The organism is Oxalobacteraceae bacterium OTU3CAMAD1, from assembly GCA_024123915.1.
In the GTDB taxonomy this organism is placed as follows: domain Bacteria; phylum Pseudomonadota; class Gammaproteobacteria; order Burkholderiales; family Burkholderiaceae_D; genus Rugamonas.
The window spans coordinates 92,675-107,293 of record CP099650.1; the positions used below are offsets into that span (position 1 = coordinate 92,675).

4 protein-coding genes are annotated in these 14,619 nt (G+C 67.3%); 1 reads left to right on the forward strand and 3 read right to left on the reverse strand.

Features of this window, described 5'->3' with window-relative positions; genetic code table 11:
• Positions 1–86: 86 nt before the first annotated feature.
• The 3 genes from NHH88_00335 to NHH88_00345 all read right to left on the reverse strand — a co-directional run bounded on the left by NHH88_00335 (position 87) and on the right by NHH88_00345 (position 13,942).
• Positions 87–11,663: a hypothetical protein gene (locus tag NHH88_00335; protein ID USX14282.1), complete on the reverse strand. Its 11,577-nt coding sequence runs from the start codon at positions 11,661–11,663 to the stop codon at positions 87–89.
• 813 nt (positions 11,664–12,476) lie between these two features.
• The gene (locus NHH88_00340; GenBank protein USX14283.1) at positions 12,477–12,869 is read right to left on the reverse strand and encodes a hypothetical protein; all 393 of its coding nucleotides are present in this window, start codon (positions 12,867–12,869) and stop codon (positions 12,477–12,479) included.
• A gap of 50 nt (positions 12,870–12,919) precedes the next feature.
• Entirely contained in the window at positions 12,920–13,942 is a 1,023-nt protein-coding gene (locus NHH88_00345; protein USX14284.1) for a helix-turn-helix domain-containing protein, read from the reverse strand.
• Positions 13,943–14,022: 80 nt separating this feature from the next.
• Between NHH88_00345 and NHH88_00350 the strand changes: the two genes are divergently transcribed.
• Positions 14,023–14,619 carry a DJ-1/PfpI family protein gene (locus NHH88_00350; protein USX14285.1) on the forward strand — a complete coding sequence of 199 codons (597 nt, stop codon included), beginning with the start codon at positions 14,023–14,025 and terminating at the stop codon, positions 14,617–14,619.

The window sequence follows — 14,619 nt, forward strand, 5'->3', positions numbered from 1 at the left end:
TCCGACCCTGGTTGGCCGTGCGGGCTAACCAAAAAAAACGGCAAGCCCCGCAGGGCTTGCCGTCTTGGCGTTGAGACTACTTAGGCTTACTTGGCGGCCAGGATGCCCTGGTGATGCCCGCCCTGCAGGGCCTTCAGTCGCAAGGTCTCTTCGGTCGAGACCGAGTTGCTCACGGCGCTCAGCTTGGTGTCGTAGTTGCTGATCGCGCTGGCCATCGCCGCCACCGCCGTGTTCGTGCTGGAAGGCATTTCCAGCTTGGTCACGGTGGTGGACGCGGTCGCCGCGCCAAAGCTCGACATCGCCGAAGCCAGGCCGCTGACCGAGCTGGTCAGGTTGGTGCTGGCCGCGCCGGCCGCGAACCAGACGTCGGCCGCGACATGGGTGGCGCCGTCGGCGGTTTCGTAGGTCGAGGTGATACCGACGAAGTTGCCGTTGTTGAGCGACACGTCCTGCTTGGCGTCGAGGTTCAGCTTGGTGATGTTCAGGTCGGCGAGCGACTTGAGTTCACCGGCCTGGCTGACGCCGTCGGCGTTGCCGTCCACCCAGACACGCAGGTTGGAGAACTGCGCATCCTTGGCGTCGATGGTGCCGTCGCCGTTGGTGTCGAGCTCGTCCATGGCCTGGTAGCCGGTGGCCGCTTTCTGACCGTTGGCCAAGGTGGTGCCCGAGCCGAACAGCTCGGCGCCGCTGTCGATCGCGCCGTCGCCGTTGCGATCGAGTGCCAGCAGGCCATCGCCGCCGCCAACCCAGCCGGTGCTCACTTTCTGACCGTTGGCCAGCATGTCGAACTGGACGCCGGCCGACACGTTCAGGGTGTCGATACCGTTGCCGTTCAGATCGAGCACGATCGGCGTGAAGGTCGGCAGCGCCTTGATCTGGTCGGTGCTCATCGCCTGGACCTGCGCGCTGGTGAGCACGTGGATCTGGGCGGTGGTGATCGCGGCGAACTGGGTCGTCGTCATCGCCTTGATCTGATCGGTCGTGATGCGCATGTACTGGGCGGTGCTCAGCGCTGCCATCGACGAGGTTTTCAGGGCGGCGATGTCGGCCGTTTCCAGCGCCTGGAGGTTGTTGGTCGACAACGCCCGGATCTGCGCGGTGCTCAGCGAGTTGAGCTGGTTGCTCGACAGCGCCACGGCCTGGTCGGTGGTCAGACCGAAGCCGAACGCCGCCGTGCTCAGGGCCGACACTTGCGCGGTGCTCAGCGCGGTGATCTGGTCGGTGGTCAACGCGGCGACCTGGACGGTGCGCAGCGCGGCCATCGCCGACGATTTCAGACCGACGATGTCCTGGGTTTCCAGCGCGGCCAGGTTGCTGGTGCTCAGCGCCGTCGCTTGCGACGAGCTCAGCGCGCCAACCTGGTTGGACGTCAACGCCACGATCTGGTCGGTCGTCAGGGCGTTGCCCACCTGCGAGGTGGTCAGCGCCGTGATGCCGGCGGTCGACAGGCTGCTCACCTGGTCGGTGGTCAGCGCGCGGATCTGGGCGCTCGACAGGCCGGTGATGGCGCTCGACTTCAGAGCGGCCAGGTCGGCCGTTTCGATGGCGGCGATCGCCTCGACGGTCAGGGCCACCACTTGCTGGGTGTTCAGCGAAGCGGCTTGGGCCGTGGTCAGCGCGGCGACCTGGTCGGAACCGAGGGCGCGGAACGCCGCGGTGCTCAGCGCCACGATCTGCGCGGTCGTCAGGGTGGCCACCTGGGCGGTGGTCAGCCCGGCGATCTGCGCCGAACGCAGGCCGGCGATGCTGGCGGTGCTGATGGCGGCGATATCGGCCGTTTCAATCGCGGCGATGCTGTTGCTCGACAGCGCGTTGACCTGGGCGCTGCGCAGGCTGCCGAACTGGGCGGACGTCATCGCGACGATCTGGTCGGTCGTCAGGCCGACGGCGAAGTTGGCGGTGCTCAGTGCACCGAGCTGGGCCGTTGCCAGGCTGGTGACCTGGTCGGTCGTCAGCGCGGCCACTTGCGCCGAGTTCAACGCGCCGAACGAGGCGGTCTTGAGCGCGGCCAGATCGACCGTTTGCAGGGCGGCGACGGCGTCGGTGCTCAGGGCGGCCACTTGCTGGCTGCTCAGGGCGCCGGCTTCGGCGGTGGTCAGCGCGACGACCTGGTCGGTCGTCAGGGCGCGGATCTGGTTGGTCGACAGACCGGCGACGGCGGCGGTCTTCAGCGCGGCGAAGTCGGACGTCTCCAGCGCGGCGACCGCGTCGGTGGTCAGGGCGGCGACCTGCTGGGTGCTCAGGGCGGCCGCTTGGGCGGTGGTCAGCGCGACGACCTGGTCGGTGGTCAGGGCGCGGATGCCGGCGGTGGTCAGCGCGACAGCCTGGTTGGTCGACAAGGTCGCGATCTGGTCGGTGACCAGGGCGGCGATCTGGTTCGATTTCAGCGCGGCGATACCGGCGGTGCTGATACCGACGATGTCGGCCGTCTGGATGGCGGCGACGCTGTTGGTCGACAGCGCGGCGATCTGGACGGTGCTCAGGCTAGCGAACTGGGCCGACGTCATGGCGACGATCTGATCGGTCGTCAGGCCGTTGGCGATGTTGGCGGTGCTCATCGCGACGAGCTGGGCCGTTGCCAGGCCGTTGACCTGGTCGGTCGTCAGCGCGGCCACCTGGCTCGAATTCAAGCCGGCGAACGAGGCCGTTTTCAGGGCTGCCAGATCGACCGTTTGCAGGGCGGCGACCGAATCGGTGCTCAGGGCGGCCACTTGCGCGCTGCTCAGGGCGTTCGCTTCGGCGGTGGTCAGCGCCACGACCTGGTCGGTCGTCAGGGCGCGGATCTGGTTGGTCGACAGACCGGCGACGGCGGCGGTCTTCAGCGCGGCGAAGTCGGCCGTTTCCAGCGCGGCGACCGCGTCGGTGCTGAAGGCGGCGACCTGCTGGGTGCTCAGGGCGGCTGCTTGGGCCGTGGTCAGCGCGACGACCTGGTCGGTGGTCAGGCCACGGACGCCGGCGGTGGTCAGGGCGACAACCTGGTTGCTCGACAAGGTCGCGATCTGGTCGGTGACCAGGGCGGCGATCTGGTTCGATTTCAGCGCGGCGATACCGGCGGTGCTGATACCGACGATGTCGGCCGTCTGGATGGCGGCCAGGCTGTTGGTCGACAGCGCGCTGATCTGGGCGGTGCTCAGGCTGGCGAACTGGGCCGAGGTCATGGCGACGATCTGGTCGGTCGTCAGGCCGTTGGCGACGTTGGCGGTGCTCATCGCTGCGAACTGGGCCGTTGCCAGGCCGTTGACCTGGTCGGTCGTCAGCGCGGCGACCTGGCTCGAATTCAAGCCGGCGAACGACGCCGTCTTCAAGGCGGCCAGATCGGCGGTCTGCAGGGCGGCCACGGAATCGGTGCTCAGGGCGGCCACTTGGGCGCTGCTCAGGGCGTTCGCTTCGGCGGTGCTCAGCGCAACGATCTGGTCGGTCGTCAGGGCGCGGATCTGGTTGGTCGACAGCGCGGCGACGGCGGCGGTCTTCAGCGCGGCGAAGTCGGACGTTTCCAGCGCGGCGATGGCGTCGGTGCTGAAGGCGGCGACCTGCTGGGTGCTCAGGGCCGAAGCCTGGGCCGTGGTCAGGGCCACCACCTGGTCGGTGGTCAGGCCACGGACGGCGGCGGTGGTCAGGGCCACAACCTGGTTGCTCGACAAGGTCGCGATCTGGTCGGTGACCAAGGCGGCGATCTGGTTCGATTTCAGCGCGGCGATACCGGCGGTGCTGATACCGACGATGTCGGCCGTTTCAATCGCGGCGACGCTACTGGTCGACAGCGCGCCGATCTGGGCGGTGCTCAGGCCGGAGAACTGCGCCGACGTCATGGCGACGATCTGGTCGGTGGTCAAGCCGTTGGCGATGTTGGCGGTGCTCATCGCGGCGAACTGCGCCGAGCCCAGACCTTTGATCTGATCCGTCGTCAGGGCGGCGACCTGGCTCGAGTTCAAGCCGGCGAACGAAGCCGTTTTCAGCGCGGCGATGTCGGCGGTCTGCATGGCGGCGACGGCGTCGGTGCTCAGGGCGGCCACTTGGGCGCTGCTCAGGGCGTTCGCCTCGGCAGTGCTCAGCGCGACGATCTGGTCGGTCGTCAGGGCACGGATCTGGTTGGTCGACAGACCGGCGACGGCGGCGGTCTTCAGCGCGGCGAAGTCGGCCGTTTCCAGCGCGGCGATCGCGTTGGTGCTGAAGGCGGCGACCTGCTGGGTGCTCAGGGCGGCCGCTTGCGACGTGGTCAGCGCGACAACCTGGTCGGTGGTCAGGCCGGCGACACCGGCGGTGGTCAGCGCGGCGACCTGGTTGGTCGACAACGTGGCGATCTGGTCGGTGACCAGGGCGGCGATCTGCGACGATTTCAGCGCGGCGATGCCGGCGGTGCTGATACCGACGATGTCGGCCGTCTGGATGGCGGCGACGCTGTTGCTCGACAGAGCGCCGATCTGGGCGGTGCTCAGGCTGGCGAACTGCGCCGACGTCATGGCGACGATCTGGTCGGTGGTCAGGCCGTTGGCGATGTTGGCGGTGCTCATCGCTGCGAACTGGGCCGTTGCCAGGCCGTTGACCTGGTCGGTCGTCAGCGCGGCCACCTGGTTCGAGTTCAAGCCGGCGAACGAAGCGGTTTTCAGCGCGGCCAGATCGGCCGTTTGCAGGGCGGCCACCGAATCGGTGCTCAGGGCGGCCACTTGCGCGCTGCTCAGGGCGTTCGCTTCGGCGGTGCTCAGCGCGACGATCTGGTCGGTCGTCAGGGCGCGGATCTGGTTGGTCGACAGCGCGGCGACGGCGGCGGTCTTCAGCGCGGCGAAGTCGGCCGTTTCAATCGCGGCAATCGCGTTGGTGCTGAAGGCGGCGACCTGCTGGGTGCTCAGGGCGGCCGCTTGCGCGGTGGTCAGCGCGACGACCTGGTCGGTCGTCAGGCCGGCGACACCGGCGGTGGTCAGCGCGGCAACCTGGTTGGTCGACAGGGTAGCGATCTGGTCGGTGACCAGGGCGGCGATCTGCGACGATTTCAGCGCGGCGATACCGGCGGTGCTGATACCGACGATATCGGCCGTTTCGATCGCGGCGATGCTGTTGCTCGACAGAGCGCCGATCTGGGCGGTGCTCAGGCTGGCGAACTGCGCCGAGCGCATGGCGACGATCTGGTCGGTCGTCAGGCCGTTGGCCATGTTGGCGGTGCTCATCGCTGCGAACTGGGCGGTGGCCAGGCCGTTGACCTGGTCGGTCGTCAGCGCGGCGACCTGGCTCGAGTTCAGGCCGGCGAACGAAGCCGTCTTCAAGGCGGCCAGGTCGGCGGTTTGCAGGGCGGCGACCGAATCGGTGCTCAGGGCGGCAACTTGCGCGCTGCTCAGGGCGTTCGCTTCGGCGGTGCTCAGCGCGACAACCTGGTCGGTCGTCAGGGCACGGATCTGGTTGGTCGACAGCGCGGCGACGGCGGCGGTCTTCAATGCCGCGAAGTCGGACGTTTCCAGCGCGGCAATCGCGTTGGTGCTGAAGGCGGCGACCTGCTGGGTGCTCAGGGCGGCCGCTTGCGCGGTGGTCAGCGCGACAACCTGGTCGGTGGTCAGGCCGGCGACACCGGCGGTGGTCAGCGCGGCGACCTGGTTGGTCGACAGGGTAGCGATCTGGTCGGTGACCAGGGCGGCGATCTGCGACGATTTCAGCGCGGCGATGCCGGCGGTGCTGATACCGACGATGTCGGCCGTCTGGATGGCGGCGACGCTGTTGCTCGACAGAGCGCCGATCTGGGCGGTGCTCAGGCTGGCGAACTGGGCCGACGTCATGGCGACGATCTGGTCGGTGGTCAGGCCGTTGGCGATGTTGGCGGTGCTCATCGCTGCGAACTGCGCGGTGGCCAGGCCGTTGACCTGGTCGGTCGTCAGCGCGGCGACCTGGCTCGAATTCAAGCCGGCGAACGAAGCCGTCTTCAAGGCGGCCAGATCGGCGGTTTGCAGGGCGGCCACGGAATCGGTGCTCAGGGCGGCCACTTGGGCGCTGCTCAGGGCGTTCGCTTCAGCGGTGCTCAGCGCGACGATCTGGTCGGTCGTCAGGGCGCGGATCTGGTTGGTCGACAGCGCGGCGACGGCGGCGGTCTTCAGCGCGGCGAAGTCGGCCGTTTCAATCGCGGCGATGGCGTTGGTGCTGAAGGCGGCGACCTGCTGGGTGCTCAGGGCGGCCGCTTGCGCGGTGGTCAGCGCGACAACCTGGTCGGTGGTCAGGCCGGCGACACCGGCGGTGGTCAGCGCGACGACCTGGTTGGTCGACAAGGTCGCGATCTGGTCGGTGACCAGGGCGGCGATCTGCGACGATTTCAGCGCGGCGATACCGGCGGTGCTGATACCGACGATGTCGGCCGTTTCAATCGCGGCGATGCTGTTGCTCGACAGAGCGCCGATCTGGGCGGTGCTCAGGCTGGCGAACTGCGCCGAGCGCATGGCGACGATCTGGTCGGTCGTCAGGCCGTTGGCCATGTTGGCGGTGCTCATCGCTGCGAACTGGGCGGTGGCCAGGCCGTTGACCTGGTCGGTCGTCAGCGCGGCGACCTGGCTCGAAGTCAGGCCGGCGAATGAGGCGGTCTTCAAGGCGGCCAGGTCGGCCGTTTGCAGGGCGGCGACCGAATCGGTGCTCAGGGCGGCCACTTGGGCGCTGCTCAGGGCGTTCGCTTCGGCGGTCGTCAGCGCGACAACCTGGTCGGTCGTCAGGGCGCGGATCTGGTTGGTGGTCAGGCCGGCGACGGCGGCGGTCTTCAGCGCGGCGAAGTCGGCCGTTTCCAGCGCGGCGATGGCGTTGGTGCTCATCGCAACAACTTGCTGGGTGCTCAGCGCGGCGGCTTGCGCGGTGGTCAGCGCGACAACCTGGTCGGTGGTCAGGCCCGATACGCCGGCGGTGGTCAGCGCGACGATCTGGTTGGTCGACAGGGTAGCGATCTGGTCGGTGACCAGGGCGGCGATCTGCGACGATTTCAGCGCGGCGATGCCGGCGGTGCTGATACCGACGATGTCGGCCGTCTGGATGGCGGCGACGCTGTTGCTCGACAGAGCGCCGATCTGGGCGGTGCTCAGGCTGGCGAACTGGGCCGACGTCATGGCGACGATCTGGTCGGTCGTCAAGCCGTTGGCGATGTTGGCGGTGCTCATCGCGGCGAACTGGGCGGTGGCCAGGCCGTTGACCTGGTCGGTCGTCAGCGCGGCGACCTGGCTCGAATTCAAGCCGGCGAACGAGGCGGTCTTCAGCGCGGCCAGATCGGCCGTTTGCAGGGCGGCCACCGAATCGGTGCTCAGGGCGGCGACTTGCGCGCTGCTCAGGGCGTTCGCTTCGGCGGTCGTCAGCGCGACAACCTGGTCGGTCGTCAGGGCGCGGATCTGGTTGGTGGTCAGGCCGGCGACGGCGGCGGTCTTCAGCGCGGCGAAGTCGGCCGTTTCCAGCGCGGCGATGGCGTTGGTCGTCATCGCAACAACTTGCTGGGTGCTCAGCGCGGCGGCTTGGGCAGTGGTCAGCGCGACAACCTGGTCGGTGGTCAGGCCCGATACGCCGGCGGTGGTCAGCGCGGCGACCTGGTTGGTCGACAGGGTAGCGATCTGGTCGGTGACCAGGGCGGCGATCTGCGACGATTTCAGCGCGGCGATGCCGGCGGTGCTGATACCGACGATGTCGGCCGTTTCAATCGCGGCGATGCTGTTGCTCGACAGAGCGCCGATCTGGGCGGTGCTCAGGCTGGCGAACTGCGCCGAGCGCATGGCGACGATCTGGTCGGTGGTCAAGCCGTTGGCGATGTTGGCGGTGCTCATCGCTGCGAACTGGGCCGTTGCCAGGCCGTTGACCTGGTCGGTCGTCAGCGCGGCGACCTGGCTCGAGGTCAGGCCGGCGAACGAAGCCGTCTTCAAGGCGGCCAGGTCGGCCGTTTGCAGGGCGGCCACCGAATCGGTGCTCAGGGCGGCCACTTGGGCGCTGCTCAGGGCGTTCGCTTCGGCGGTCGTCAGCGCGACAACCTGGTCGGTCGTCAGGGCGCGGACCTGGTTGGTGGTCAGGCCGGCGACGGCGGCGGTCTTCAGCGCGGCGAAGTCGGACGTTTCCAGCGCGGCGATGGCGTTGGTGCTCATCGCAACGACTTGCTGGGTGCTCAGCGCGGCGGCTTGCGCGGTGGTCAGCGCGACGACCTGGTCGGTGGTCAGGCCGGCGACACCGGCGGTGGTCAGGGCGACGATCTGGTTGGTCGACAACGTGGCGATCTGGTCGGTGACCAGGGCGGCGATTTGCGACGATTTCAGCGCGGCGATGCCGGCGGTGCTGATACCGACGATGTCGGCCGTTTCAATCGCGGCGATGCTGTTGCTCGACAGCGCGGCGATCTGGGCGGTGCTCAGGCTGGCGAACTGCGCCGAGCGCATGGCGACGATCTGGTCGGTCGTCAAGCCGTTGGCCATGTTGGCGGTGCTCATCGCTGCGAACTGGGCGGTGGCCAGGCCGTTGACCTGATCGGTCGTCAGTGCGGCGACCTGGCTCGAGGTCAGGCCGGCGAACGAGGCGGTCTTCAAGGCTGCCAGATCGACGGTCTGCAGGGCGGCGACGGCGTCGGTGCTCAGGGCGGCCACTTGCTGGCTGCTCAGCGCGCCGGCTTCGGCGGTCGTCAGCGCGACGACCTGGTCGGTCGTCAGGGCGCGGACCTGGTTGGTGGTCAGGCCGGCGATGGCGGCGGTCTTCAGTGCGGCGAAGTCGGACGTTTCCAGCGCGGCAATCGCGTTGGTGCTCATCGCGACAACTTGCTGGGTGCTCAGCGCTGCGGCTTGCGCGGTGGTCAGCGCGACAACCTGGTCGGTGGTCAGGCCGGCGACACCGGCGGTGGTCAGCGCGACGATCTGGTTGGTCGACAACGTGGCGATCTGGTCGGTGACCAGGGCGGCGATCTGCGACGATTTCAGCGCGGCGATACCGGCGGTGCTGATACCGACGATGTCGGCGGTCTGGATGGCGGCCACGCTGTTGGTCGACAGCGCGCCGATCTGCACGGTGCTCAGGCTGGCGAACTGGGCCGACGTCATGGCGACGATCTGGTCGGTCGTCAAGCCGGCGGCGATGTTGGTGGTGCTCATCGCTGCGAACTGGGCGGTGGCCAGGCCGTTGACCTGGTCGGTCGTCAGCGCGGCGACCTGGCTCGAGGTCAGGCCGGCGAACGAGGCGGTTTTCAGGGCCGCCAGGTCGGCGGTCTGCAGGGCGGCGACCGAATCGGTGCTCAGGGCGGCGACTTGCGCGCTGCTCAGGGCGTTCGCTTCAGCGGTCGTCAGCGCGACAACCTGGTCGGTCGTCAGGGCGCGGATCTGGCTGGTGGTCATGCCGGCGATGGCGGCGGTCTTCAGCGCGGCGAAGTCGGCCGTTTCCAGCGCGGCGACGGCGTCGGTGCCGAAGGCGGCGACCTGCTGGGTGCTCAGGGCGGCCGCTTGGGCGGTGGTCAGCGCGACGACCTGGTCGGTGGTCAGGCCACGGACGCCGGCGGTGGTCAGCGCGACGATCTGGTTGGTCGACAGGGTCGCGATCTGGTCGGTGACCAGGGCGGCGATCTGCGACGATTTCAGCGCGGCGATGCCGGCGGTGCTGATACCGCCGATGTCGGCCGTTTCAATCGCGGCGATGCTGCTGGTCGACAGCGCGTTGATCTGCGCGGTGCTCAGGCTGGCGAACTGGGCCGAGGTCATGGCGACGATCTGGTCGGTCGTCAGGCCGTTGGCGATGTTGGCGGTGCTCAGCGCGGACAGCTGGGCGGTGGCCAGGCCTCTGACCTGGTCGGTCGTCAGGGCCGACACCTGGCTCGAATTCAAGCCGGCGAACGAAGCGGTCTTCAAGGCCGCCAGGTCGGCGGTCTGCATGGCGGCGACCGAATCGGTGCTCAGGGCGGCCACTTGCGCGCTGCTCAGGGCGTTGGCTTCGGCGGTCGTCAGCGCGACGATCTGGTCGGTCGTCAGGGCGCGGATCTGGTTGGTCGACAGGCCGGCGATGGCGGCGGTCTTCAGCGCTGCGAAGTCGGCCGTTTCGATCGCGACGATGGCGTCGGTGCTGAAGGCGGCGACTTGCTGGGTGGTCAGCGCGGCGGCTTGGGCCGTGGTCAGCGCGACGACCTGGTCGGTGGTCAAGCCACGCACGCCGGCGGTGGTCAGGGCGACGATCTGGTTGCTCGACAAGGTAGCGATCTGGTCGGTGACCAGGGCGGCGATCTGGTTCGATTTCAGCGCGGCGATACCGGCGGTGCTGATACCGACGATGTCGGCCGTTTCAATCGCGGCGATGCTGTTGGTCGACAACGCGCCGATCTGGGCGGTGCTCAGGCCGGAGAACTGGGCCGACGTCATGGCGACGATCTGGTCGGTCGTCAGGCCGTTGGCGATGTTGGCGGTGCTCATCGCGGCGAACTGGGCGCTCGACAGGCCCTTGACCTGGTCGGTCGTCATGGCGGCGACCTGGCTCGAGTTCAGCGCGCCGAACGAGGCGGTCTTCAGGGCGGCCAGATCGGCCGTCTGCATGGCGGCCACGGCGTCGGTGCTCAGGGCAGCAACTTGGGCGCTGGTCAGCGCGTTCGCTTCGGCGGTGGTCAGCGCGACGATCTGGTCGGTCGTCAGGGCGCGGATCTGGTTGGTCGACAGGCCGGCGATGGCGGCGGTCTTCAGCGCGGCGAAATCGGCCGTTTCCAGCGCGGCGGTGGCGTCCGTGCCGAGCGAGGCGACTTGCTGGGTGGTCAGCGCGGCGGCCTGGTTGCTGGTCAGCGCGACGATCTGGTCGGTGCTCAGGGCCTTGATGGTGGCCGTGGTCATGGCGACGATCTGGTTGCTCGACAGCGTAGCGACCTGGTCGGTGCTCAGGCCGGCGACCTGGTTCGATTTCAGCGCGGCGATGCCGGCGGTGCTGATGCCGACGATGTCGGCGGTCTGGATGGCGGCGATGCTGTTGCTCGACAACGCGCCGATCTGGGCGGTGCTCAGGCTGGCGAACTGGGCCGACGTCATGGCGACGATCTGGTCGGTCGTCAGGCCGTTGGCGATATTGGAGGTGCTCAGCGCCACCAGGGTGGCGGTGGCCAGGGCCTGGACCTGGTCGGTGGTCAGCGCGCCGACCTGGACCGAGGACAGCGAGGCGATCACACTGGTCTTGAGGGCGGCGACGTCGACCGTTTGCAGCGCGGCGATGGCGTCGGTGCTGAAATTGGATACTTGCGCGGTGGTCAGCGCGTTGGCGCCGGCGGTCGTCAGCGCGACGATCTGGTCGGTGGTCAGGGCCTTGATCTGGACGCTCGTCAGCGAAGCGACGGCGGCGGTCTTCAGTGCGGCGAAATCAGCCGTTTCGAGGGCGACGATGCCGTCGGTCGACAGCGAGGCCACTTGCGTCGTCGACAGCGCCGACGCCTGGTTGGTCGTCAGCGCGACGATCTGGTCGGTGGCCAGCACCTTGATTTGCGCGGTGCTCAGGCCGGCGAGCGCGTTGGTGCTCAGCGCGGCGATGTCGGCCGTCACCAGCGAGGCCACGGCATTGGTGGCAATGGCGCCCAGTTGCGACGAACTGAGGACGGAAGCCTGGACAGTGGTCAGCGCACCGATCTGGTCGGAATTGAGCCCTGCAAAATCGGCTGTTGAGATCGTGCTGATCTGCTGGGTAGTCAGACTTGCGATCTGTTCCGTGGTCAAACTGGTTACGACGCTCATTGCATTTCTCCTAAAGGGCGCTCATTCGATCTGTCCGAAAAAGCGGGATCGACGGCCCTACCCGTCGAATCCTTAGCTTCCGTCAGTGGCACATTTGCCGTTTTATAACTATGTATTTGCTGCTAATCCGTTGCTACAGGCGCAAAAAATCCCGCTCACACATTCTTAACGTCAACAAAAGTGTCAACTTTAGCAAACGGTGGCGATTTGCCGCATTTCAACTTAAATTTCGTCACAAATTGTTTCGTGCATCATCCGCGACACCGTTAGGCGAACTGGGCGGACGGCGATTCTGCTCCACTCGAGTACAAGGCGACCGGAGTGAATCTTTCACTAAACAAACTTGTTGCTACGGGGAATAAAAAATCTCGACGTTCTCGGCCATGTATTAAAAGCGCCCCAAGCACTTGAAATCATTGACTTTTTTAGCCCCTGAACAGGGCTTGGGGAGCACCTGAACCGAGCGTATTAAGAGCAAGTATATCCGACTTAATTTCCAACAAGAATTTATTTCGGCGAATGTAGCTTGCTCGCAACCTGCCGCAAAGCAATATTCCGGCGGCGCCAATCATGTTCTTTCAATCATGTTGGCTTGCTGAAAAGATATATTGCGCGTTGACACCGTGCAACAAAATAGTGTGCGATATTAATTCGCGAAGGAAATTTTGTTAAAGATGTTACTGTGATTTCGTGACGGGAGCGTGACGTCCCAGATAACCAAGAGTCAAAACAACGGCGGCTACCGCACGGCCGCCGCCGCATCGCCGGAGGCGGCGGGCGGGGTGCCAGGAAGGAAGGAGAATGACGCCGGGTTCAGCGGGCGGGGACGGCGCGCATGCGCCAGGCGAGCACGGCCACGGTGGCCGCCATCAACGCCAGAGCGACCATGTTGAGCACCAGCGTCGCGTTCGAAAACTGCATGACCAGGCCGATGCTGACGCCGGCCTTGACACTATATTGCCAGCCGCCGTCGTGCGGGAAATAGCTGACCAGCTGCACCGCGTAATAGAGCATGCCGCCCCACAGGCCGCTCTTCCAGCGTTTGAGCGACAGCACTGCGGCCAGGAACCCGAACAGCCCGACACCGAACAGGATCGGCAACGCGTCCGCCTCCTGCGGCGCGCCGAGCAGGCCCAGGCTCACGCCCAGGGTCAGCGCGCTGTTCAGCAGCAGCACCCGCGCCACCCATGTTTCAAATCCCCGCATGCCGTCCCTTTGTTCAGTTTTCGGCCGCTGTTGGCCGAAGTTGGCGAATTTTAGCCGAAGCGCGCCTGGTACTCGCTCGGCACCACGCCCAGCTGCGCGGCGAAGGCGCGGCGCAGATTGTACTCGCTGCTAAAGCCGCTCTGGACGGCGGCGCGCTTGACGGTCATGCCGGGTTGCTCGAGCAGCGCGCAGGCGCATTCCATCCGCAGCCGCAGCAATAGTTGTGCCGGCGACACGCCCGCCTCCTGTTGCAGCTTGCGGTGCAGCGAGCGCACCGACAGCGCGAACGCCGCCGCCATCTGGTCGACATCGATCGGCTGCTTCAGGCGCGGACGCAGCCACGCCGTCAGCTGGCCGTGCAAGCCTTGCGGGTCGGCCTGGGCCAGCAATTCGGAGCTGAACTGGCGCTGACCGCCGGGGCGTTTGAAGAACACCACCAGCCGCTTGGCCACGCCCAGCGCGAAGTCGCGGCCCTGGTCCTCGCCGACCAAGCTGAGCGCCAGATCGATGCCGGCGGCGATGCCGGCCGAGCTATAGAACGTGCCGTCCTTGATATAGATGGCGTCGTCCTGCACGGTGATGGCCGGGAACTGGACCTGCAGCTGGGCCGCGTCCTGCCAATGGGTGACGGCGCGGCGCCCGTCCAGCAATCCGGTGCGCGCCAGCAGGAAGGCCCCGGTGCAGACCGAGCAGCAACGCGCGACGGCGTCCGCGCCGCCGCCGGCCTGCGCCACCCAACGCACCAGGTCCGGTGTCAACGCTGGATGCGACCCGTCCTCCACGCCGCGCCCGCCCACCATGATCAGCGTCGATCCGGGCAGGCCGGCGGTGGGCAGCGGCTCGGTCAGCACCGTCACCCCGGCGGCTGCCGTGACCAGGCCGCCGTCGGGCGACACCATATGTATACGGTAGGGCGGGGGGCGGCCGGCGTCGCGCGCCTCGTCGTTGGCGGTGGAGAACACCTGGGCGGGGCCAGTGGCGTCGAGCAGCGCGAAGCGCGGCAGCACTAGTATCCAGACGTCGATGGCCGGGGTGGCGATGGCCGAGGTGGCGGGGTTGGTATCCATAGACATTGGCAGATATTCCACCATCGATGTCATTTGTGTCAAGCGCGGAAGTGGGATGATCGCGGCTTTCGCTTCAGGAGGCACCCATGACCCGCACCATCGGCATCTATGTTTACGACGACGTCGAGGTCCCCGACTTCGCCGGACCATACGACGTGTTCACCTGCGCCACGCGTGTCAGCCAAAAAACGACACCGGAGGCGCCGCCGCCGTTCCGGGTCCGCACCATCGGCCGCACCTCCGCGCTGCTGCGCGCGCGCGCCGGCTTGACGGTTTTTCCGGAAGCGGATTTCGGCTGCGGCCACCTCGACGTGCTGATCGTGCCCGGCGGCGCGATCGACGCCGAACTGGCCAGGCCGGACGTCATCGCCTGGATCGCCGAGACCGCGCGCGACAGCGAACTGGTTGCCTCGGTGCGCACCGGCGCCTTTCTGCTAACCCAGGGCGGGCTGCTCGACGGCCAGCAACTGGCCGCGGACAACCCGGCGGCCAAAACAGCGGCCGGCGCCGCGTTTCCCGAATTGCGGGTGCAAGGTAAGCGCCGCTGGACCGGCAATGGCGCCATCGTCGCCTCCGGCGGCGTCACCACCGGCATCGACCTGTCGCTGCATCTGGTCGAGCGGTTGGCGGGACGCGAGTTGGCGCTGGCCACCGCTCGGCAAATGGACTACGACTGGAGTTGA

Coding starts and splice junctions, on each gene's coding strand:
- NHH88_00335 (USX14282.1), bottom strand. CDS start 11,663: ATGAGCGTCGTAACCAGTTTGACCACGGAACAGATCGCAAGTCTGACT.
- NHH88_00340 (USX14283.1), bottom strand. CDS start 12,869: ATGCGGGGATTTGAAACATGGGTGGCGCGGGTGCTGCTGCTGAACAGC.
- NHH88_00345 (USX14284.1), bottom strand. CDS start 13,942: ATGTCTATGGATACCAACCCCGCCACCTCGGCCATCGCCACCCCGGCC.
- NHH88_00350 (USX14285.1), top strand. CDS start 14,023: ATGACCCGCACCATCGGCATCTATGTTTACGACGACGTCGAGGTCCCC.